This is a genomic window from Shewanella oneidensis MR-1, from assembly GCF_000146165.2.
Lineage (GTDB): Bacteria > Pseudomonadota > Gammaproteobacteria > Enterobacterales > Shewanellaceae > Shewanella > Shewanella oneidensis.
In genome coordinates this window covers 2543484-2567208 of sequence record NC_004347.2, presented here as the reverse complement: position 1 = coordinate 2567208, position 23725 = coordinate 2543484, and the positions used below count along the sequence as shown (strand labels likewise).

Here is a 23725-nt window from a genome sequence, read left to right as displayed (position 1 = left end):
AGTTGCTCTAGAGTTGATGTCAATTGGCACGAAAGGACATAAGGCTTCTTTGGCGTAAAAAATAACCAAGGAGAGAACTCCTTGGTTGTTTTCGATATTTTGCCATCACTTGCAGAGCAAACAAGCAAACTTAACTTAAAGTACTTTAAAGCGTATTGCCGTGCCGCTACTGCTGGCGAGAGCGAGGTTCAGGCTATCTTTAGCACTCACTTCTTTAGTTTCAATCACATAATCATAGGGATTGGTTTTCCAATCTGCTTTTGCGCCATCGCGATAAATCTGCGCTTGGTAGCGTTTGTGAGGATCGAGAAAATCTAGTTTGACCGTGACCTTACGTGCGGTTTCATCTGTTAGGGCTCCTAAATACCAATCCTTTTGGTCCTTAGCTTGGCGGGCAAACACCACATAGTCACCCACTTCCCCGGCTAAGGCGATACTTTGATACCAGTCTGTTGGCACATCGCGGATAAACTGGAAGGCATCCAAGTGTTTTTGGTAGTTACGTGGTAAGTCGGCCGCCATCTGGATTGGGCTATAGAGCACCACATACAGGGCAAGCTGTTTCATCAAGGTCGTTTGCACGCGATTCTCTGCATCCAACCCCTTGGGCGCTAAGTCAAAAATCCCGGGAGTAAAGTCCATTGGGCCCGCGAGCATACGGGTAAAGGGCAGCATAGCAGTATGTTCAGGGCTGTTTGGTGGACTGCCCCAAGCATTGTACTCTTGGCCGCGGGCACCTTCGCGGGAGATCCAGTTCGGGTAAGTGCGGCGCAGACCGGTATCTTTAATCGGCTCGTGGGTATTAATGCTGATATGGTGCTTTGCGGCTTCAGTGACGTTGTATAGGTATTCACCCACCATAAACTGACCGTCATGCCATTCATGGCGCATGATGCCGTTTTCATCGAACCGTTTGATTTGGCCGCCATCGGCGACATAACCCGTTTTGACTTGGGTGACGCCATGTTTTTCATAGAGGATAAAGGCATCAGCCATTTGTTTGCGGTAATGGGTCACAGAGCCTGCTGTCTCATGATGACCAATTAAACGGACGCCTTTTTTTGCGCCGTAGGCGGTAATGGCCGGCAAATCGAAATCATCATAGGCTTTGGTAAAGCTAAATTGATCGCCATTATGGAACCAGTCGCCATCCCAGCCTTGGTTCCAACCTTCGACCAATACACCATCAAAATGGTATTTGGCAGCAAAATCCATATAACGCTTTGTTTCGCTTGTGGTTGCACCGTGTTTAGGGCCCGAGCCCCAAGTGTTTTTATTGAGGTGCATGCCCCACCAAATGCCGACGTATTTGCCGGGTTTGATCCAAGAGACATCCCCCAGTTTATTCGGCTCATTCAAATTAAGAATAAGGTGGGAGTTAAGCAGTCCTGTGGCCTTGTCGGCGATTTGAATCGTGCGCCAAGGGGTGTAAAAGCCCGCTTGGGTTTTAACGCGAATGCCATCTGACCAAGGGGTGAGATCGGCTTTTAATTTGCCATCACGCTGTTGATCGAGTGTCATTGAGGCAAAGTTGACTAAAGCGGCCTCGTGAATGCTCAAATGGGTACCATCGGCCAATCTAAAAGTGAAGGGCGTATGGGCTCTATCGACTTGATTGAGTGCGCTAGTGCGATAGAGATATTCATAGCGGTTCCATCCACGAGAGGGGATCCACCACGCGGTGGCTTTATTGCTTTGGCCAATATTAAATTCGGTCAACTCATCTGTGATTGATAATGGTGTATCGACTGGCAGAGCGGCTTGCTCGGCTAAGTGATAGCGAAAACCAATACCATCATCAAAGGCATTAAACTCGAGATTTAAGTCTATTTTACCGTCGGTTAATACCACGCTCAGTTGATTGTGTTGATCCTTTATCCACTCTTGCTCACCCCAAGGTTGTTGCCATTTATCATCAGTACTGGTTATATGGCTGCTTTTAATTCGTAATCCTTGTCCTAGTTCGCCAATTGATTGAAAAACTAACCCCAAGCGACTTGGTTCTATGATTGTCTTACCGTGAAAGTCGATTTTATATTCGGCCCGGCCAGTATCGTCACTCAAGCTGATTTGAATGTGTTGATTAGGTGAGCTGAGGGTAACAGTTTGAGCCACAAGGTTAGCACTAAAAAAGCTGCTGACGGTAAGGGCAATACACATAGGGCTTAATCGTCGTTGTGAGCGTAAATTCGACTGAAGCGTAGTTAACTGAATAGCGTTGGCCTTGATGAACATTCCTTGATCCTTGTTTTTATAATGAATGTAACTCACTGCATACTAGTGGCGATGGCTTTTTAACCGCAACGGCTTGCATACGTATTCCACTTGTTCTGAGTAGGTGTGGAGTGCGGCCGGGGCATCAACAAAAGGTGTGGTTTACTTTTGACTCGGGTAAAATGCGCGCCGTCATTATGATTAACAGCGCAATCTAGCGTGTTAAAAGCCGCAGTAGTTAGGTCAAATCGTGAAAATTAGCCAACGTTTACAACAGATAGATCGCATGATCCATGGTCATTACGATCATATTTGGGATTGTTGCTGCGATCATGGTCTACTCGGCATGTTATTACTGCAGAGAAACGCCGCGAAAAAGGTGCATTTTGTTGATTGCGTGATGCCCTTAATGCAGCAACTTTCTATTGAATTACAAAGGTTTTTTCCACAGCATGGGGGAAGTGCTCCGGCGACGCTTGGTGCTAGCATCTGCCAGAGCCAGTGGCAAGTGCATTGCCAAGATGCAGCAGCATTACCACTTGAATCCAGTAACATACAAGCTAACCACTTGGTTATTATTGCAGGCGTCGGTGGGGAGTTATTGGTTGAACTGGTGCGCAGCATTTTGGCGCGCCATAGTCATCGTCGACTCGAGTTTATTTTGTGTCCCGTGCATCATAATTATTATGTGCGCAGTTCACTGGTCGAATTGGGGTTAGTTCTTAAGAGTGAATTGTTACTCGAAGAAAATCAGCGCTTTTACGAAATACTGCATCTAAGGCACGCGAAAGGGTCTTCATCGAAAAAGGAAGACGACATACAGTTGAGTTGCACTGGTTCCATTATGTGGCAGGGACTAAACGAGGATAAAAAGCGGCAGGCTAAGCGTTATCTAATGCAGACGATTGGCCACTATCAGCGTATTCCAAAGAGTCGATTACCCAACAAGTTGCTGATTTTGGCGGCTTATCAACAGATTTTGCAGCAACTGAATGACGGCGGCTAAGCCACAGTCTTGTTAATCCCAAGGCATTGATGTTCACTGCTCACTTAGCGGATGGCTTTGCATAGTAGTTTTATTCTGTGAATCCTTTATTTTGGTTTATGCTAATAGGCCATTAATCTTGAGTCTTATTATGCGTTTATTGAAGTCTACCCAAGCTGCCAATATCGATCTTAAACAGGCACGGATCTTTTATCGCCAAGCGGCCCGTGCCATTGTGCTGTCGGGTGAAGATATTTTGCTGCTCTATACCCAAAAATATCGTGATTACGGCTTACCCGGTGGTGGTGTCGATAAAGGCGAGAGCATCGAGGTTGGCCTTATTCGTGAGTTACAGGAAGAAACGGGCGCAATTGCTGCCCATGTGCTCGCGCCCTTTGGCCGTTATGAGGAATATCGACCTTGGTTTCGTGAAGGCGCCAACGTAGTGCACATGGATTCCTATTGCTACCTGTGTGAAATCGATATGAGTTTAGGTTACCGTGGCTTAGGTGAGCCAAGGCTTGAAGCTCATGAGGTGAAAAATGGCATGCGCCCTGAGTGGATCAATATCCATCAAGCCATTGCCCATAATGAAGAAATTCAGCACACCTTTCCCAATAAAGGCCAATCTATCGACAGAGAAACCTTTTTGCTCAAACAGATAGTTGCAGAATTATTGTAGATAACGCTTGGCTGATAACCTTATCACTTAGCCGTAAAGCGCAGTCTCAAAGCATAGACATAAAAAAGCCACCCAAAAAGGATGGCTTGTGTGACTCAGATTGCGTGAGAGTAAGTCTGTATAGCTAGATCACGGTTAAATAAATACAAAAGAAATGGCTCATGGCGCCTGCTAACACAAACAGATGCCAAATCGCATGATTGTACGGAATGCGTTTGCCAACATAGAAGATCACTCCAAGGGTGTAAAACAGCCCGCCCAACAACAATAAATTAAATCCGAGCGGCGACATTGCTGCGGTCAAATCCCCAATCACCGTCATACAAAGCCAACCCATCGCTAGATACAGCACAAGACTGAGTTTTTTAAACCGGTGAATAAATAAGGTCTTAAAGAGGATCCCACCAATAGCAAGCGACCAAATGGCCGTGAGGATAATCGTCGACAGATTGCCTTGCAGACTGATTAACATTAATGGCGTGTAAGTGCCGGCAATCAAGCAGTAGATCGCACAGTGATCGACGATCTTCAGTTTGTGTTTCCAACCACGATGCGTCACGCTGTGATACAAGGTTGAGCTTAAAAACAACAGAATGAGACTTGCACCGTAAATTATGACGCCTGTAAGTTGAATACTAGAAAGATGATCGACACCTTTGAGGAGCATAAAGATTAATCCCACCGCACCAGCAATCACTCCTAGACCATGACTAATGCTGTTGGCGATCTCTTCACTTAGACTATATGCACTGATATTTAAAGGTTTTTCTTGATGCATTTGCGGCTCTATCAAACTCTGGTTTGCCATAGGGTTGATCCACTCAATAGCGATAATGACGAAGTCTATCAGCAGATAAATCTGAAAGCCATAATTAGCTTACACGTGTACGCTAATTTATTTTTGTGTAGATGGTACCAATGATTTTCACGTGAGTTACACATTTATCCCGTTCCATAATGAACGTGAATCATCCAAGAATACAGTTAAAACGTTGGAACTTTGTTTGTGTCCTTTTCTCTAACTTGCTGTTAATGATGTATGGATTTTATGCATACAGGATTTTTTTAAGTTCAGAGTTTGTGAAGTACAGTTTTTGCAAAGAGATAGGAGATGGATTTTGCCTTTTCGCCCCATTATTGCCTCAAGGAATGACAAAGCCTTTTATACAACCATCTTAGCGGCAGATGATGAAACCGTGCCATTTCGGACGATACCTTTCATCCCGACTAACACGTCCTTGGATAGCGATCTTAGCCTTAAACTGCATGAATTACACGAGACGGGAAACGCTGTTATCTCACTAGAAAAACCTTGCTTAAGTGACAGTCGATTCAATCTCTGGTTATTATTTGGCGTGATATTAGGACATGGTGTATTACTATTTTTATTGTTTTTTTTGTGGCGTAGCCAGTTGAGTCAATTGGGTTTTTCTTTGGCAGAATCGACTAACAACACCAAAGCCTTAAAAGCCTACTTTATTTATGCGCCGCAAACACAAATATTGCCAGAGGAGCCACCAGCAGCAGAAGCTATAATTGCCGCTGAAGCAATGACAGCCTCCCCAAAGCCAGTGGTGTCAACCACTACGATTGAATTACCCGCCACAGAGCCGAAAAAGCCAACAGAAAAACAAGTAAAACAGAGCATTAACGCTTCTGCACTCAGTTCAACTGAAAAGCCCGCCGAGGTTTTGGTAAAAACGCAGACTAAATCAACTCAAAGCCAAACGGCTGCCACTCATCAACCTCAAAGTCTGCCACAACCCCAGACTGAGCAACCAACGACGTCAAGTGTAAGTACAAGTGCGAGCATTGGATTATTTACCCAAGGCTATTTTGAACGTCAGCGTGAGCAAGCGTTGGATAATTTGGTCATTGAACAAACAAATAACTACAGCCGAAAATCGAATTTAACTGAAATGAGTCCCGATATGGAGGTGCTTATTGTCCCCAATGCTGAGGATTTTAGTGGGCCAACCAGTTTAGATTTAGAGCTTGATCCCAATCGAATTGTCCGTCAAGGTGATACCTGCTATCGGATTGTTAAAGTCGGTACCCCAATTAATCCCTATGCCGAGAACTTAGGTTTCCCCTTCGATTGCAGTGGCAAGAAAATGAACCAAGAAATTAACGATGCCATCCAAGCGCAGCTTAATAAAATGATGGTAAAGCGGCCAAAAAGCTAAAAAATAACGATGATAATTTTTCACTCAAAATAATGCTAATTATGATTTTTAAAATTTAATAACGTTAAATGTTTTAATATACAGCTAGTTATAACTTCTTTATTTTTGATTGGTAATTAGGTTTTTATCCTAAAATTACGCTTGTTTGTTCATCCTGCTTCTGCCTATACTTTTGGTCATCTTGTCGGAGTGCCTTTTGGCTGAGACCGTTTATTCGGGATCCGTTGAACCTGATCAGGTTAAAACCTGCGAAGGAAACAAGCATAATAACTTCCATTAAATCGTGTCAGCGGCAATCTTTTCGCCGTCTATTAACCCATCGATTTAGTCGTTATTGGGTCAGCAAACACGACTTACGGTTTGCATGATTCCGCTATCAACACTCAAGTCTCCAGACAAGCAACCCCATTTTTATTTGTTAAAGTGAGATTGCTTATGTCCAGTTTAGAATCGTCCTCAGAATCAATTGCCGTGAACATACTGGGGCAAACGAACCGCCGTGTGGCGCGCGCCCAGGCCCAAGCCTTTATCGATACGCTTAAACCATTACAACATCCTAATTCGCAAAAACTTTATTTGCAGGGAAGCCGTGCGGATTTACGTGTGGGGATGCGGCAAATTCTGCAAACCGATACGCGCATTGGTGGCCGCGCGGCGGCGCCCAACGTTGAGAAAAACCCTCCCATTCCAGTGTACGACTGCGCAGGTCCTTATTCCGATCCCGCAGCCCAAATCAATGTGCGCCAAGGCCTAGCTAAACTCAGATTACCGTGGATTATTGAGCGCCAAGATACTGAAGTGCTTGATTGCACGACCTCAGATTTTACCCAGCAGCGCTTGAAGGATGACGGGCTAGATCACTTGCGTTTTGAAGCAGGTTCAAGCGCGATTATTCGCCCACGCCGCGCCTTACCGGGTAAACGTGTGAGTCAACTACACTATGCCCGCCAAGGGATTATTACCCCTGAAATGGAGTATGTGGCGATTCGTGAAAATATGGCACTTGCCGATGTGCAGGACGAAATCTTAAACCGCCGAGGCCAAGGTGAATCTTTTGGTGCCGTAATTGGTAAACCGATTACCCCTGAGTTTGTCCGTGATGAAATTGCCCGTGGTCGCGCCATTATTCCGTTAAATATCAATCACCCTGAAGCCGAACCTATGACTATTGGCCGTAATTTTTTGGTGAAAGTGAATGCCAATATCGGTAATTCTGCGGTCACGTCCTCCATTGAGGAGGAAGTGGAAAAGTTAGTCTGGTCAACCCGTTGGGGCGCGGACACCGTGATGGACTTGTCCACGGGACGGTATATCCATGAAACCCGCGAATGGATTATCCGCAACTCGCCAGTGCCGATTGGCACAGTACCGATTTATCAAGCACTTGAAAAAGTCAATGGTGTAGCTGAGCACCTTACTTGGGAAGTGTTTCGCGATACTTTGATTGAGCAAGCGGAGCAGGGTGTTGATTACTTTACCATCCACGCGGGCGTGTTATTGCGCTATGTACCGATGACCGCCAAACGGGTGACGGGGATTGTGTCCCGCGGTGGCTCGATTATGGCCAAATGGTGTTTGAGCCATCATCAAGAAAACTTTCTTTATACCCATTTTCGTGAGATTTGCGAGCTATGTGTCGCCTACGATGTATCGCTGTCATTAGGCGACGGAATGCGTCCTGGCTCCATTGCCGATGCCAATGATGAGGCGCAATTTGCTGAGCTTGAAACCTTAGGCGAGCTGGTCAACATCGCCTGGGAATACGATGTGCAGACCATTATCGAAGGGCCTGGGCATATCCCGATGCAGCTTATCAAAGAGAATATGGATAAGCAGCTTATCCACTGCGCCGAGGCGCCGTTTTATACTCTAGGGCCGCAAATTACTGATATTGCGCCGGGTTACGATCATTTCACCTCCGGAATTGGGGCGGCGATGATCGCATGGTATGGCTGCGCCATGCTCTGCTATGTGACGCCTAAAGAGCATTTAGGTTTGCCCAATAAGCAAGATGTCAAACAGGGGTTAATTGCCTACAAGATTGCAGCCCATGCGGCCGATATTGCTAAAGGTCACCCGGGCGCGCAGATCCGCGACAATGCGTTGTCTAAGGCGCGTTTCGAATTCCGCTGGGAAGATCAATATAACCTCGGGCTCGATCCTGACACTGCGCGAGCCTATCACGATGAATCCCTGCCACAGGAATCGGCCAAGGTAGCGCATTTTTGCTCTATGTGTGGCCCTAAGTTTTGCTCGATGAAGATCACCCAAGATGTGCGTGACTATGCAGCAAGCCTTGAAGCGGATGCAAAGGCACAAAGCTTAGCTGCTGAGACTGACGGAGCACTTGCGCCATTAGGTTCCGTTCAGCAAGTGAAATCGGGACATTCTGAATTAAGTCATATCGATGCCGAACTAAATTATATCGCTGTCAAAACCCAAGATGAGTTAACCGCCGCCATGGCGCAAAAGTCGGCTGAGTTTGCGGCCTTGGGCGCTAAGCTGTATCTGCCGCTGGACAACGCCAATGCTGCCAATGAATTGGCCAAGCATAAGGACGGGGCAAAGCTGCAATCTAAGACGCAGGTTGCGAAGGTATGATGATGACCCCGACTAAGCATTTCAACCACTTGGTGCCTAAACCTATCGTCTGGACCATTGCGGGGTCGGACAGTGGTGGCGGCGCGGGGATCCAAGCCGACTTGGCTACCATCAATGATTTGGGCGGTCATGGATGCAGCGTGATCACCACATTAACAGCGCAAAGCTCGGTGGCGGTGGATTTAGTTGAGCCAGTAAGTGAAGCGATGCTACTTACGCAGCTTTCGACCCTATTAGCCGATCTACCGCCTCAGGCGATTAAGATTGGTTTACTTGCGGATCAGCAACAATTGCAATTACTTGCAGATTGGCTCGCGAACTTTAAAACTCACTATCCGCATGTACCCGTTATTCTCGACCCTGTAATGGTAGCAAGCTGTGGGGATGAACTAGGGAATAGGAGTACGCCACTGGATTTTAGCCGCTTTAAGGGCTTGATTAGTTTAATCACACCCAATGTGAAGGAGTTAGCCAGACTCACTTCATTCACTGATGCTCAAACCATTCCGTCAAAAATGACGAAGGCTGATTTTGCCGCTGCGGCAATACAATTAGCAGAGCAATTAGGCTGTAGTGTGCTCGCTAAAGGCGGGGATAATCGTTTTGATCCGCATCTGGCTGAGGACCTGTTGGTGTGCCACGATGTTGCAGGCTGCTCTGAGCTTGATAGTCATGGCCATTTTTGGCTGGTTAGCGATCGTATCGACACCGTTCATAATCATGGCAGTGGCTGCACTTTATCCTCGGCCATAGCCTCAGTGCTGGCCTTTGGCTTTGTATTGCATGATGCGATAGTGGTCGCTAAGGCTTATGTCAATCAAGGGCTAACCCATGCGCGGGGTTTAGGTCATGGCCCAGGGCCTTTGGCTCGCACCACCTGGCCGCATTCACTACTTCAGTACCCCAAAATTGTGGCGGTTTGCGCAGATAAACAACCGCAGCCTTATGCGTTTAAACGGCTTACCACAGATTTAGGGGTTTACCCTGTGGTTAATAACCTGCTGTTACTGGAGCAATTATTGGCTGCTGGCGTAAAAACCATCCAGCTTAGGGTTAAGTCTGACGCAGGAATTACCGCAGCAGAACTTGAAGCGCAAATTCAAACGGCTATCGCCTTAGGCAAGCATTATGATGCTCAGCTTTTTATCAATGATCATTGGCAATTAGCGATAAAGCACGGGGCATTTGGGGTTCATCTTGGCCAAGAAGATCTCGCTATGGCAGATCTAAACGCAATTCATGGCGCGGGGTTGGCGCTGGGCATCTCAAGTCACAGTTATTTTGAGCTGCTGCGTGCTCATCAACATGCGCCATCTTACATTGCCCTTGGGCATATTTTCCCGACGACAACCAAGCAAATGCCATCGGCGCCGCAAGGGTTATTCAAGTTAGCGCATTATGTTGAACTGTTAAAAGCGTACTATCCCTTAGTGGCAATTGGTGGCATAGGGCCTTCGAATCTTGACCAAGTCAACGCGACAGGGGTGAGAAATATTGCCGTGGTGCGCGCAATTACTGAGGCTGATGATCCGATTGCTGCATTGGCCGAGTTGACGCGGGCATGGGAGCAGGGCCGATGAGCGCAACCGCACAAAAATCATCATCACTTAATGATAAAGATTTTATTCGTTACTCACGGCAAATTTTTCTTCCTGAAGTGGGTGAAGCGGGACTGCTACAACTGAAACAGTGCCATGTGGTGATTATCGGCTGTGGCGGACTTGGGCAACTGGCCGCGCAGTATCTCGCTTGTGCGGGCATTGGCTCAATCACACTTGTTGATGACGATAGGGTAGAGTTATCCAATTTACCGCGGCAATTACTGTTTAATGAGGCTGATATTGGTCAGTACAAAGCATGGGTTGCTAAGCAAAAATTGGCCGTGCTTGCACCCGATTGTCAATTATTTGCCTTTGTGCAAATGTTAACCCTTGATTCAGCGGAGAGCTTGCTTGCGCACGTTGCTACTGCTAATCGGCAACAATCAGCTTTACTGCTTGATTGCACCGATAATCTTGCGGCGCGCCACTGTATCAATCAGCTGTGTATTGAGCATGCCTTACCCCTGGTAAGTGCCTCTATTGCCGCCTTTAACGGCCAATTGTTTGCGGTTGATCAGCAGCGATTTCCCGCAGGAGGCTGTTATCACTGTGTTTTTCCAGCCGATACCTACGCACCACAAAATTGCAGCAACCAAGGTGTGCTAGGTCCGAGTGTCGGCGTGATGGCCTCCATGCAGGCATTGCTCGCGATACAATTATTGCTCACAGCCACCGTACCAAATTTAGAGCACTCAACAAAACCACAAGCCGTAGGAGCAGAGCATCTGCTCGGGCGATTTTGGCGCTTTGATGCTAAGTCGCTGCAATGGCATTCAGCACGTTTGACTCGAGATCCTGAGTGCGAGGTGTGTGCACCTTCTTGGAATACAAACACCGACCACGTTCTCAAATCTGTCCATAAAGGAGAGTTGTTGTGATTTTAATTCATCTCAATAATGTTCCCCAGACACTTCAACAACCGCTGAGTTTACAAGCCTTGTTAGAAGCACAAAATATTAGTCAACAATCAGTCGCCTTAGTGCTAAATGAGGCCGTAGTGCCAAGGCATAGATGGTCATCAATCCTCTGTCATCATGAGGATAAAATCGATGTGTTTGCCGTAGTCGCAGGAGGTTAATATGTTAACTGTTGCAGGTGTAGAATTTGAATCGCGATTATTCACTGGCACGGGCAAGTTCAGCTCAAGTCAACTGATGCTTGAGGCGATAAACGCTTCAAAATCGCAACTTGTCACTGTTTCGATGAAAAGAATTGATTTAAAAACAGGAGCCGATGATCTGCTCACGCCGCTTCGACAAGCGGGCGTGCGGCTCTTACCTAATACCTCGGGAGCGCGTAATGCTAAGGAAGCGATATTCGCCGCCGAACTGGCGCGGGAAATGCTGGGAACACAATGGATTAAACTTGAAATTCATCCGGATCCAAAATATCTAATGCCCGATGCGGTCGAGACATTAACAGCGGCCCAAATCCTCTGTGAACGCGGCTTTATTGTGATGCCCTATGTGCATGCCGATCCCGTGCTGTGCCGACGTTTAGAGGATGTCGGCTGCGCAGCTGTGATGCCACTGGCAAGCCCAATTGGCACCAATCAGGGGCTGGTGACTGAGCCTTTTATCAAGATGATTATCGAGCAAGCAAGGGTGCCGGTGGTGATTGATGCGGGAATTGGCGCACCATCCCATGCGGCGCATGCGATGGAGTTAGGTGCTGATGCTGTGCTGGTTAATACTGCCATTGCCAGCAGCGCATCTCCCATTGAAATGGCATTGTGTTTTAGGGATGCGGTGAATTGTGGTCGACGCGCCTTTGAAGCGGGGCTTGGGCGAGTGCAAACTCAGGCGGTGCATACCAGCCCACTAACCGGATTCCTACAGCAATGAGTTTTGTCGACCATTTTGCCCGCATCGAACGGGATAAGTTATTGCTGGCGTTGTATTCATGCACTGCTGCTGATGTTGAACGTGCCCTAGTTCAACCAGAAGGCAACTTACAGAGTCTGCTCGCTTTGCTGTCTCCTGCAGCAGAGCCCTATATCGAAGAGATGGCGCAGCGCTCGGCGGCGCTCACTCGGCAACGCTTTGGGGCCAATATCGGACTGTACTTACCACTGTACTTGTCCAATCTTTGCGCTAACGAATGCGATTACTGTGGCTTTAGCATGAGTAATAAACTGAAGCGTAAAGTACTGAATGAACAGGAACTCGCCGCCGAAATAGCGATTATTAAATCCCGCGGCTTTGATTCTATCTTGCTGGTGTCGGGTGAGCATGAAACTAAGGTCGGGATGGATTACTTTCAGCGGGTTTTACCGTTGGTAAAACAGCAGTTTAGTTATTTAGCCATGGAGGTGCAGCCGCTTGAGGAAAGCCATTATCGTAAGCTCGTCGAGCAGGGACTCGATGCGGTGATGGTGTATCAAGAAACCTATCAAGCCGAGACTTATGCTAAACATCACACCCGAGGTAAAAAACAGGACTTCGCCTATCGGCTTGCCACGCCCGATCGCGTTGCCCGTGCGGGTGTCGATAAGATAGGCCTAGGTGTGTTACTGGGCTTAGATGACTGGCGGTTAGACGCGTTGATGATGGGCTATCATCTTGATTATTTAGAGCGGCACTATTGGCGCACCCGTTTTAGCATTTCGTTACCACGATTGCGACCTTGTACAGGAGGCATTGCACCAAAAGTACATTTAACCGATCTGGGACTCGTGCAAATGATCTGCACCTTTAGACTTTTTAATCAACAACTTGATATCAGTTTATCGACACGCGAGGCGCCATCACTTCGGGATAATTTACTGCCACTTGGGATAACGCAAATGAGTGCGGGTAGTTCAACCCAGCCTGGCGGTTACCAAGTTCCCGACAGTCAGCTCGATCAGTTTGAGATCAGTGATGATCGAACTGTTGAGCAGGTCATTACTCAAATGCGACTTAAGGGTTTTAATCCAGTCTTTAAAGATTGGGAATCCGCTTGGATTGTACCTAAAATGCGAGTTTAAAATGTGTTAAAAACGGCATAAAAAAACCGTTATAACGGCTGATAAACCTGTACATTGCACTAGGTTTGGTCAATAATTAATCGAGAGTCCACTAGATGCAGGGATCCCTTTATGCAAATTCAATCTGCTTATGCTTCCGGTCTGCAAGGCTTACAATCGGCTCAATCTGGGCTAACGCAGGCAACGATTGATGTGGCTAAACCTAGCCCAGCGCAAAGCGCGGCACCGACAGAAACTGCTAAGGCGGTAGATGAACCCGATAAAACCTCGGCGTTACTGTCAGCAAACGAATCATTGAGACAAGGAGAAGCGTCGAGCGAAGTGCTCGAACGTGGATCTGAGACCATAGGTTCGATTATTAATATCAAGGTGTAACTATGTCGGTTATGGCGCTGTCATCTCAGGTTGTGGCGCCATCCTCTTCTTTTGTGGGGGCGGATAAGTCTTTACAACTGAACAGCGGCGCTAAACCTCAAATTGGGCAGACTTATCAAGGTGGTGATGGTAAAGCTGTCACGATGTTTGCCGCTCAAACTGTAGGCCTCAATGCTCCCAAACTCGAAGCGAATGGGGCACTTGAACCATCATTGAACAGCCTTAGCGCTGTGATAAACCAAACTATACCTGCTGGCGCGGTTAAGCCTAGTATACCATTATTGAACGGTGGTAAACTTCCACGTCTTTCTCCTATCAGCACTGATAGCGGACTCGCTCAAACGGCGACAATGGAATTTGATACCAGTTTAAGTTCCTCTGTTCAGCGCTATTCAAACAATGCGAGTTTTAATCTATTAACGGGTCCACGGTCGATTGCAGGAATGAGGGAAGGGCAAATTGCAGCCTTACCGACCACATCAACACAAGGTACTGCAATTTTAAGTGCATCGGATGTGAGCCTCACAGCTTTAGCGGGGGTGAACAGCACAATCGCAGACAGTATTATGTTTGGCAGCTCTATCGGAACAACCATAGGCTCCCCAACAGGGTTAACGAACTCATTTCCAGCCTCTTCGATGGGAGATATTTTACCTTCATTCGTTACGCCTTCTGTAGCTGTAGGCACCTCCAGTACTAATAACGGATCGAGTTCAGTCATGAGTCCTTTTGCGGCAGACATGACGGCGAGCGGAGGCACAGGTATTAATTCAACGGTTAAAACTGTGAATGATGCTACTGGCTCAATCAGTACATCATCTTCTAGTAGTACCACTGAGACCATTTCGCCTGACAGCGGTGAACAATCTAATCTTAAACAACAATTTAATGCCATATTTGGTCAATCTGAAACAATAAATGGCCAAACGGATACTGAGTCTACCTCCGCGGCGCAAACAAAAGATCAGCAAGTTAAGGATGAACAAACCCAGCAAGAAAGAGAAAAGGTCGCACAAGAGCAAAAACAGAAGCAACAAGCCCTAGCCGCAATTTTTGCGAAAGAGACTCAACAATCGCCAGCTCAGCAATCACAGGAGGAAACTAAAACCCGCGAGCAAGAGTTGGCGAAGGAACACATTAAGCAAGCTCAAGAAAAGGCGATTGAACAACATAAAGCGCAAGTGGAAGCATTAAAATCAAGGGATTCAGAAGTGAAAGCCCATGAGCACGCCCATGCGACTGTAGGTGGTCAGTACGCGCAAAGCCCAAGTTTTAAATATGAGAAAGGGGCTGATGGGCAGCGCTACGCGACAGACGGTGAAGTGCAAATTGATGTGTCGATTATTCCAGGTGACCCAATAGCCACCATTAATAAGATGAAGCAAGTGTATGCGGCGGCAATGGCACCAGTCGATCCTTCTTCTGCGGATATTCGTGTGGCCGCAGAAGCGCTTAAAAAAATGAATGAGGCCAGAACCAAGTTAGCTGAGGAGCGTCAGCAGCAGATTGTTGATCAACAAACTACTGAGACGTTGATTGGCGCGGAGGCGCAAATTGAAGGATTGCCACCGCTAAAAGAACGCCAAATTCAAGTGACTGGTGAGGTTGATGCTCAGGGCAATATCGCTGCGCCTCAAGATGAACCTTCATCTCCAGTCACAGATGTGATTGATAAGATTAAACAAGCTATTACGGCGCAGATTGCGTCAAGTAAAACGTCCGATGCTATTAATGGTACAGAAGTTGATACTACCGATACCATTGAGCCACCCACAGCCACGCTTGCAATTGATTTGCCGCAAGCTGCTGAAGATAACAGTGCTCAGTCTTCAACTAATACACTTGCGTTACTAGCTGCTTCGACTTCATATAACCAAGACTTACTGCAAACAGGCCGTTCTGCGATGCGTTTTTATGGCTCGGTTGCTTTAGCCAATCTGACCAATAACGATGGTGTTAATGTGAGTCAGAGCGGAATAAACACTCAAGTCGCCGGAGCGATAACCTATTCAGAAGATAAAGAAAATCAGAGTAATAGCGTTCAATCAAGCAGGCTAACTCTAGAGTCGCTCCATAGCCTAGACACTCGCGGTTTGTTTAATGCTCAAACCTTAGCTTTGCATCGTCCACGCTTTTTAGATGTGAATGTCTGATCTGTCACCTAGCGTTAATTCTAAGTCATTTTCCCTGTTAATTGCCTACGTTAATTCTCCGAACGATTTGGGGTCACTATCCTATTTGACTCCTTTGTCGTTGATTATTAGCTATCCAGAGTAAGCAAAAGTCGTTTACATCTTATTTGGGGCTTTCACTCCATGGTGTTTCAAAATATAGGACGCAAGCAGTTTAGACGCGGGTCCTTGCTGATCGCGGTTTGGGATAATAAGGCTAAGCATAATTCGCCGTTTCTGGCTGCCCTGAAGGTGTAAACGGACTAATTTACCCGCTGCCAATTCTTCTTGAATAAGGAATGATGGTATCCAACAGAAACCAATTCCTTGATTTAAAATGACTTTAGCCTCATGGAAGTTGGACACTGTCCAGCGCTGCTCGGCCTTTAGCCAGCCGATATCAATGTTAGATTGTACGCCGGTGTCTTTTATCACTAATTGCAGATGCTGTGCTAACAGTTTGTCATCATCTAAGATGCCCATGTCAGCTAAGGGATGGCTCGGATGGCAAACGAGATACAACTCTTGTTCACACAGTGGCTCAGGTAAATAACCTTTGGGTGGGATGCCCGCACAGATCGCTATATCGGCTTTATTTTGTAGGATCAGCTCCTGCGTACCAGTGATCACCGAATCGAGCATAATAATGCGGGTGCCGCGGCTATGGGGCAGAAACTCACTCAATGCGCACACAAGACTGTCCATCGGATAGACAATTTCACGGGCAATAGTGAGTGTGGGTTCCCAGCCTTGTTCAAGATTACTAGCCAGTTGCTCTAGTTCATTTACAGATTGAGTGACATGGCGAGAACGTCGCAGTAATACTTCGCCCTGCGTTGTTAAGTAGGCTTTGCGCCCACGGACTTCGAGTAATTCTATCCCTAGTTGATGCTGTAACTTTGCCACGGCGTGGTTTAGGGACGATTGGCTCTTATTGAGTTTTTCTGCCGCCTGCGCATAGCCGCCATAATCAACGACAGCCTGCAAAATACGCCATTGCTCAAGGGTGGATTTAGCGCGAGTCATAGAGATCCTAATATTGACCAACAGGTTTCTAAAAAAACGATAAGTTTCAAGCTATAGTGGCGAGTTATGATCGTTTTTTCAATAAAATCGGTGATTAAGTTGAGAAAACGATAATCTCAGTGTGTGGATCCGAGATTATCGCAGATGCAAGATTGTGATAGGTTAACGTTCGCTAAGTGGCTGCGATAGAGTGTGTAAATCGATAGTATGTGTAAATCGACTATGTTTGTCATCGCGTTAAGCCGCTAAAAACACAAGGCTGAGTGGGATTCTGCGCTCCAGAGACAGGGATAATCCTTTGGATAAGCGATGCCGCATCAACGGGATCGCCAATACTGGCACGCAATTGCTCGCTTAGCGTGAGTGCAGCTTCATTGACCACCAGCAGATTAAAAAGCCCATGTTTATTTTTACAGTCTTGTGTGGATTGATAGATAAGCTTAGCTAATTGCGTTTGCCATAGGGATTGATAATAGAGTGGACCTTCATTGGCGATCGCATTGAAACTATAAGGATAATCAATTGGTTGTTCCCAATTTGCGCCAAAACTCTTATTAAACTCTGCTTTTAGATCGGAATAGCTTTGCTGGTTTAAGGACTGGTAAAAGTTAAGAGCCACTTTAGCGCGAAAGACGCTAAGTTGTTTCCCATAGGCGTTAGCAAGCCTTTCCCTTTGATTCAAAAATTGCGGGGCAAATGGCGAAAACAGTGCTTCGCGTATCACATTGCCCAGCCAAAGGCTTGGCAACTGATTTGAATCCAGACTTGGGCCTAAGGTATTGTTTAGATAAAAATGGCTTCCCCGAGCAAGTGACGTAATGGCATTGGCCAAAGCGTCGGTAAAGCGTTCGATATCTTTGTAATTGTTTAACGTTGGATTAAGTTCGAGCGCCTGCTGGCCAAATTGCTGGCCAATCACACTTTGCCTTAAGGTATGTTGATTGGCTTTAGCGTGTTGATTGCCGATGGCAAGATACACTTCCCCAAGCATTCGCTGCTGGTGGTAAATGCGGATGATCTGCTGCTGCACTTGAGATGCTGCCGGAGTCACTGTTGGTGCAATATGCCAGTCTATTACCTCAACACTCAATCCATACTCACCTAAGATACTAAAGGCTCTTTCGAGCATTTCACGGGTGTTAAGGCTGATATTTTCGGCACTATCTAATTGCGATAATTTGCGGCCAATGTCCCAAGGTGCAACCTGAATCGATTCGGTTTGGCTGTCAAGAAACTGTTTGACCAACGCGGGAGAATAGAGTTGCTGTTTAGCCAAACTGTAACTGGCGAAATCTACAAAGTGGGCATCACTCGCCATTTGTTGGCGCAATGTTGCAATACGATCCAATGCGAGTTGATTCTGCTCGCGGGTACGACCTTGATAGGCTTGCCACAGTATTTGTCGACATTGCGGATCTGGTTGTTTTAGCAGGTAACTGGCGATAGTGTCAGAGAAAGTGGTGCTTGCTGTATCTGCGCTATTGTCAACGGCATTAAGTGCGATATTGGCTGTGCTGTTAGACGTGGTCTCTCGCGGGAGTTGGCACTGAGTCCCTTGGATCGCTAATTGAAACTGCTGACGGCTTAATCCTTGCCGAATGGTGGCCTGCGCCGTGTGCAGCTTCGCTTTATCGAAGGTAGACTGATGTTGCTCAAGTAACGTTGTTAATTGCTCTGCGAGTAAGCGTTGATCTTGGATCAGATGCTCATCGTGATTGTTATTCTTATCAGCCGCGTGGGTAAGCTCATCTGCAAGTTGGCGATATTCTGTTTGGATTATAAGGTGGCTTAGTACATCGGCAAGGCGTAATTGGCATTGCAGTAAGCCTTGGCGCTCTTCCCCCGAGAGTGACAAACCTCGGTAGTAGTTGAGTCTGTCATTAATGTTATTAAGCCCTATGGTTTGTTGCTCAAGCACTAAGGCTTTATCAGAGAGCGTTAAGGCGGGTAAGCCATGCGCATTGGCATAGTGAATGTAGGTACTGGCCAAATCGATATTCGGTTGACGCAAACATTGCTCAGCCAATAGCGGCACAGGGCTTGGCGCAGCATACACTGCACCAATGATAGAGGATAAACACCAGCCAAATAAGCTAGCTGTTAATATCGTTTTTTGCATAGGCAAGAGGTTCTGCAACTGTCATTGATTGGGATGACATGGCTAAGGCATGCCTAAGTGTATCATGCCCTAGCTTAAATCTTGATTGGGCTGATTTTTCACTGCAATGATCGTTGCACGTTTGGGCGCCGGATACCCCTCAACCGTCTTCGTGATATCTTTAGGGTCAAGATATTCAACCAGTGATTCATTTGGCATCCAATCGGTTCGGCGCTGCTCAGCAAGGGCGGTGACATCGGTATCGACACAACGTATATCGGTGAAATCACACTTTTTAAGCCAGAGCATCAGTGCCGCGACGGATGGAATAAACCAAACGTTATTCATTTTGCCATATCTATCTTGCGGGACGAGTACCGCGTTTTCATCACCATCAATGACTAATGTCTCTAGCACTAATTCTCCACCCATGCGTAACTGATCGCGTAATTGCAACAGATGATCAATGGGTGAACGTCTGTGATACAAGACGCCCATGGAGAATACGGTATCAAAGGCATCTAATGGGGGCAGCTCTTCAATGCCAAGTGGTAACAGGTGTACAGGATGATTTTCACCACTTAAGCGTTTTACTGCTTCAAATTGGCATAAAAACAGTGGGGAAGGGTCGATACCTACAACACGCTTAGCACCGGCACCTAACATACGCCACATGTGATAGCCGCTACCGCAACCCACATCGAGCACAGTGCGATTCTGTAGTGGTGAAATATGCGGTTTAACCCGATCCCATTTCCAATCACTGCGCCATTCGGTATCGATATGAATGCCGTGAATATGGAATGGACCTTTACGCCAAGGCATAAAGAGTCGCAGTAAATTCTCGAGTTTTTCCTTTTCACCGGGCGTAAGTTGTTCGCCTGTGCCTATAGTGACACTATCAACCAAATCGACACTGTCAGGACTAGGATAGTGCAGTTTATTAAGCACTTTTTCCCATTTGGGTAAGTTGCCGTGTTTATGTTCTCTTTGCCATTTGCCAAGGATAGCTGGCAAGGTTTCAAGCCAATGCTGTAAATTGGAATCGGCGATTTGTTGATAAAAGGAACTGAAATTAATCACTTGATGGCCACCATAGAGGCAAAATTAAAACATTGGAACCAGGTACTAAAGTGGCTAAACCCTTGGTGGGTTAAGCGCTGCTGGTGGGTACTTAACGTGTCTGGTTTCATGACATTTTCTAGCGCGCTGCGTTTTTGACTGATTTCCAGCTCGCTGTAACCATTGGCGCGTTTAAAGTCCAGATGCAGTTCTTCAAGTACACTTTGAATGGGAGCGTCATCAAAGCGGATTTTCTCCGACAACACTAAGAGCCCACCGGGATTTAAGCCTTGATAAATCTTGGCGATTAGTGCATCTCTGTCCTCAGGTGGTAAAAATTGTAGCGTAAAGTTGAGCACCACTAAGGAGGCGTTTTCAATATGAATATCGCGAATATCGCCGCAGATAAGCTCAACCTCAGTATCACTGACATAGGCGTTGAGGTTTTCTTGGCAGCGGATCACCATAGATTCACTATTGTCTACGGCAACAATTCGACAGTCTCGGCCTTGGATCTGGCGACGAATGCTTAATGTGGCAGCCCCTAAAGAGCATCCTAAGTCGTAAACCTGAGTATTAGGTTTTACAAAACGATCCGCAAAATCGCCTATGGTATTGATGATTTGTGTGTAACCAGGCACTGAGCGGCGGATCATGTCACTAAAGACACCAGCAACACGGCTATCAAACTGGAAATCGCTAATGTGTTCGCTCACTTGAGCGTAGATCGTATCTTGGGAAGCGTTCATTTGGGAATGTCTCGAAAATTCAACCCCGCATTTTAACGAATCCCGTTGACTAGCAGCAAGTCTCGGGCTAGTAATTTGCCAGAAATTTCTGTCTAATATGCAACAAATAACAAAGCGTTTACATTGTACATCAGGTACTAGGGACCTCAATTGAAGTTAGTGCTCCAGCTAATTGTGATCCTGTGTTGTGTTCTCTCGAATAGCACAGTTAACGCCAGTCAGGGACAGACTGAATCGCTTATTGTGGTGATGGGAGAAGACAGCTTTCCCTATCAATTTGTGGATAACGATGGCGAAGCAACTGGGTTATTAGTCGATCTTTGGAAGGAGTGGGGCAAACGCACCCATACACCACTCGTCTTTGTTGCGCGGCACTGGAATGAATCCCTTGCGCAATTGCAGCAGGGAAAAGCGCAAGTGCATATTGGGATGGGCAAAACGCCTGAGCGCGAGCAGCGTTTTGATTTTGCTGACGCTATTGCCAACGTCAGCACCTATTTATATCTGCATAAATCCTTGCAAGGCAAAAAAAATATCAAAGAACTGATCCCCTACCAAGTAGGGATTGTGTCCGGATCTTCCCATGAAGCCGAACTGCGCCGCCTCGAACCTGGGTTGGTGTTTAAATACTACCAAAGCCGTGAAACGCTGCTTGCGGGTGTCGCAGCAGGTGAGACGGTCGTGTTTGCAGGGCTTGATGGTTATCTGCGCGATCCCGCTTCTAACCAAACGATAGCGGTAAATTACCCCCTCAATATTCGCATCCCTATCAAAGCCATGCAATTTGTTCCGGCGGTAATGAAAGGTAATACCGAATTACTGAATAAAATTAAGGCGGGATTTAATGGTTTTGATCCAAAATTTATTCAACAAACTGAGCGACGCTGGTTAGGTTTTAATGGGCAAAAACCGGGCATTGTGGTAGCTATGCAACTGGGAGTTGAGCCCTTTGTTGATTTAGGTGTTGATGGTTTACCCCATGGTTTTTATGTGGATCTTTGGCGACTATGGTCAGCGAAAACGGGCATTGATATTAATTTTATTTCGGGAGATATGAACGGCACAGTTAACGATGTACGCCAAGGTTTAGCCGATGCCCACATTGGTTATCCCGAAAGTGACGACATGAAAACCGGATTAACTCGCGCTTGGCAACTCTATACGGTGAAGAGTCGGCTGTTTTTATATCAGCAGCAATTAACTGACTTACTGAGTTTGAAGGGCAAGCGTATCGGTGTTGTGCCGACGGCACCTTATTTAGTGTCGCTGCGTAAAGCTCTGCCTGATGTGGCATTTCGTTACTACGACAATATGGATGCCATGGTCGCGGCAGCAAGAGCGGGTGAGATCATCGGCTTTGTGGCTGCGGGGGCTTGGACTTCCCATTATTTACTGCAGAACAAAGCATGGGCCGATTTTCATCAATATCCTGAACTGGAGTTTCCCACAGAGATTTATGTATTAACTCGAAGTGATGACCCTGGGTTGACTCAGCGGATAACTAACGGATTTCGCAGCATTAGCATGCAGGAATTTGCTGATGTTGAGCAAAAATGGATGCTTAATCCTAAAGACAGGATCTTCAACCAAGCCGGATTACACGGCATCCAACTTTCAGCCAGTGAGCAAGAGTATCTTGCCAGTATAGAAAGGATAAAGCTGGGTTATCTTAAGCAGTGGTTGCCGATGGAGTTTACCAATGAACAAGGTCAATTTGCCGGGATTAATAGCGATATTATCAATATGCTTTCTGAGCAACTAGGCCTTAAGATTCAGCCCATTGCCTTTGATGATTGGCAGTCGCTTATTGGTGCATTGCGAGCTGGGGACATTGCACTTGCGGGCAGTATTGCCCAAACCGCTGATAGGCAACGGCATATTGTGTTTAGTGATCCCTATTGGCCATCGCCTTGGGGGGTGGTATCACAGCTTGAGCAAGTCTCTGTCTTTAATCTGGCACAATTGGCGGGGCAAAGAGTGGCTGTGGTTGAAGGCTATCATCTTGTTACTCAACTGATGACGCTTCAGCCTTCGCTTAAGCTGGTGCTGGTACCCAACACGCAATCAGGGCTTTTAGCGGTGACTGAAGGCAAAGCTGATGTGTTTATTGATAAGGTTGTGACCTTAGCTTCCGAGTTAAAAACGGGCCAATATTCTTTACTTAAAATGTCATTATTAAGTGATTTAGCTGATCAGCACAGTCATTTTGGTTTGAATCCGCAATTTAGCTCGTTGGCACCATTAATCAACCGAGTATTAGCGCAGATCGACCAGCAAAAACAGCAACAAATTTATTCCCATTGGGTCAGCTTTACTATTGCCACCGACGATGGACAGTACTTGCGTTGGATCCGTTATTTATTGTTTGGGGCACTTGGATTATCTTTGTTCATGGTCGTGGTGTTAGTGGTTAATCGTCGTTTAAAACGTGAGATAACTCGCCGTATTGCCGCTGAAAAACGTTTGCAACACGTTGCGAGCCATGATGTATTAACTCAGTTACCTAATCGAGGCTTACTCGATGATAGATTATCGCAGGCATTATTATCCCATCGACGCGATCAGAGCCATTTTGCACTGCTGTTCATTGATTTAGATGGATTTAAACAAGTTAATGATCAACATGGGCACCCAATAGGTGATGCCTTGCTTTTACGCGTGGCGGGATTACTGACGCAAGCTATTCGCCATTCTGATACGGTGGCACGATTTGGTGGCGATGAATTCGTTATCCTGCTAAATCGTGTGCAAGATCTCGATGCTGCGACCCAAGTTGCTGATAATATTCTGCACTCACTTTCGTCTCCCTTCACTATTGAAGGCGTAACGGTAGAAATTGCTGTGAGCATCGGCGTGGTGATTTATCCCCGCGATGGTGATACGGCGATCGAATTATTAAAAAAAGCGGATCAATTAATGTATCAAGCCAAAACCGTGGGCGGGCGTTGCTACCGCGTGGCTTGATGTTTTTTTGAACGTTTATGCGCAGATAGTGCGTTCGCCTCTA

General features: G+C 46.5%; 18 protein-coding genes and 1 riboswitch. Of the genes, 12 read left to right on the top strand and 6 right to left on the bottom strand.

The window, feature by feature from the left end:
• Positions 1-135 precede the first annotated feature (135 nt).
• Positions 136-2235 carry a glycoside hydrolase family 97 protein gene (locus SO_RS11245; RefSeq protein ID WP_011072426.1) on the bottom strand — a complete coding sequence of 700 codons (2100 nt, stop codon included), beginning with the start codon at positions 2233-2235 and terminating at the stop codon, positions 136-138.
• 229 nt (positions 2236-2464) lie between these two features.
• Here SO_RS11245 and SO_RS11240 point away from each other — a divergent pair, with 229 nt between their 5' ends.
• Positions 2465-3220: a tRNA (adenine(22)-N(1))-methyltransferase gene (locus tag SO_RS11240; RefSeq protein ID WP_011072425.1), complete on the top strand. Its 756-nt coding sequence runs from the start codon at positions 2465-2467 to the stop codon at positions 3218-3220.
• Between the two features lie 130 nt (positions 3221-3350).
• Positions 3351-3881: an NUDIX hydrolase gene (locus SO_RS11235; RefSeq protein ID WP_011072424.1), complete on the top strand. Its 531-nt coding sequence runs from the start codon at positions 3351-3353 to the stop codon at positions 3879-3881.
• Positions 3882-4005: 124 nt separating this feature from the next.
• On the opposite strand, the gene trhA is transcribed toward SO_RS11235, so the two are convergent.
• Entirely contained in the window at positions 4006-4689 is a 684-nt protein-coding gene (trhA, locus tag SO_RS11230) for a PAQR family membrane homeostasis protein TrhA (protein WP_011072423.1), read from the bottom strand.
• Between the two features lie 310 nt (positions 4690-4999).
• On the opposite strand from trhA, the gene SO_RS11225 reads away from it, so the two are divergent.
• The 9 genes from SO_RS11225 to SO_RS11185 all read left to right on the top strand — a co-directional run bounded on the left by SO_RS11225 (position 5000) and on the right by SO_RS11185 (position 15765).
• Positions 5000-6067 carry a hypothetical protein gene (locus SO_RS11225; protein WP_011072422.1) on the top strand — a complete coding sequence of 356 codons (1068 nt, stop codon included), beginning with the start codon at positions 5000-5002 and terminating at the stop codon, positions 6065-6067.
• A 175-nt stretch (positions 6068-6242) separates the two neighbouring features.
• Positions 6243-6341, top strand: a riboswitch (TPP riboswitch).
• A gap of 161 nt (positions 6342-6502) precedes the next feature.
• On the top strand, positions 6503-8668 hold the full coding sequence (thiC, locus tag SO_RS11220) for a phosphomethylpyrimidine synthase ThiC (protein ID WP_011072421.1): 2166 nt from the start codon (positions 6503-6505) through the stop codon (positions 8666-8668).
• Positions 8669-8670: 2 nt separating this feature from the next.
• Complete coding sequence (gene thiE, locus SO_RS11215) at positions 8671-10248, top strand: thiamine phosphate synthase (RefSeq protein ID WP_011072420.1); 1578 nt, start codon at positions 8671-8673, stop codon at positions 10246-10248.
• Positions 10245-11147, top strand: a complete 903-nt coding sequence (locus SO_RS11210; RefSeq protein WP_011072419.1) for a HesA/MoeB/ThiF family protein — start codon at positions 10245-10247, stop codon at positions 11145-11147. The genes thiE and SO_RS11210 overlap by 4 nt, the downstream gene beginning before the upstream one ends.
• Positions 11144-11347, top strand: a complete 204-nt coding sequence (gene thiS, locus SO_RS11205) for a sulfur carrier protein ThiS (RefSeq protein ID WP_011072418.1) — start codon at positions 11144-11146, stop codon at positions 11345-11347. Before SO_RS11210 ends, thiS begins: the two co-directional genes overlap by 4 nt.
• Before the next feature lies 1 nt (position 11348).
• A complete protein-coding gene (locus SO_RS11200) occupies positions 11349-12113 on the top strand; it encodes a thiazole synthase (protein ID WP_011072417.1) in 765 nt (254 codons plus the stop codon).
• Positions 12110-13237: a 2-iminoacetate synthase ThiH gene (gene thiH / locus SO_RS11195; protein ID WP_011072416.1), complete on the top strand. Its 1128-nt coding sequence runs from the start codon at positions 12110-12112 to the stop codon at positions 13235-13237. The genes SO_RS11200 and thiH overlap by 4 nt, the downstream gene beginning before the upstream one ends.
• A gap of 111 nt (positions 13238-13348) precedes the next feature.
• Positions 13349-13612, top strand: coding sequence for a chemotaxis protein (locus tag SO_RS11190; protein ID WP_011072415.1), 264 nt, complete (start codon positions 13349-13351; stop codon positions 13610-13612).
• A gap of 2 nt (positions 13613-13614) precedes the next feature.
• On the top strand, positions 13615-15765 hold the full coding sequence (locus tag SO_RS11185; protein ID WP_011072414.1) for a putative metalloprotease CJM1_0395 family protein: 2151 nt from the start codon (positions 13615-13617) through the stop codon (positions 15763-15765).
• Positions 15766-15900: 135 nt separating this feature from the next.
• On the opposite strand, the gene SO_RS11180 is transcribed toward SO_RS11185, so the two are convergent.
• The 4 genes from SO_RS11180 to cmoA all read right to left on the bottom strand — a co-directional run bounded on the left by SO_RS11180 (position 15901) and on the right by cmoA (position 20718).
• Complete coding sequence (locus tag SO_RS11180) at positions 15901-16809, bottom strand: LysR family transcriptional regulator (protein ID WP_011072413.1); 909 nt, start codon at positions 16807-16809, stop codon at positions 15901-15903.
• A 229-nt stretch (positions 16810-17038) separates the two neighbouring features.
• Positions 17039-18928, bottom strand: a complete 1890-nt coding sequence (locus tag SO_RS11175) for a M3 family metallopeptidase (RefSeq protein WP_011072412.1) — start codon at positions 18926-18928, stop codon at positions 17039-17041.
• A gap of 69 nt (positions 18929-18997) precedes the next feature.
• The gene (gene cmoB / locus SO_RS11170) at positions 18998-19990 is read right to left on the bottom strand and encodes a tRNA 5-methoxyuridine(34)/uridine 5-oxyacetic acid(34) synthase CmoB (RefSeq protein WP_011072411.1); all 993 of its coding nucleotides are present in this window, start codon (positions 19988-19990) and stop codon (positions 18998-19000) included.
• The gene (gene cmoA / locus SO_RS11165) at positions 19987-20718 is read right to left on the bottom strand and encodes a carboxy-S-adenosyl-L-methionine synthase CmoA (protein ID WP_011072410.1); all 732 of its coding nucleotides are present in this window, start codon (positions 20716-20718) and stop codon (positions 19987-19989) included. Before cmoA ends, cmoB begins: the two co-directional genes overlap by 4 nt.
• Positions 20719-20868: 150 nt before the next feature.
• Here cmoA and SO_RS11160 point away from each other — a divergent pair, with 150 nt between their 5' ends.
• The gene (locus SO_RS11160) at positions 20869-23682 is read left to right on the top strand and encodes a diguanylate cyclase domain-containing protein (RefSeq protein WP_011072409.1); all 2814 of its coding nucleotides are present in this window, start codon (positions 20869-20871) and stop codon (positions 23680-23682) included.
• Positions 23683-23725: the final 43 nt, after the last annotated feature.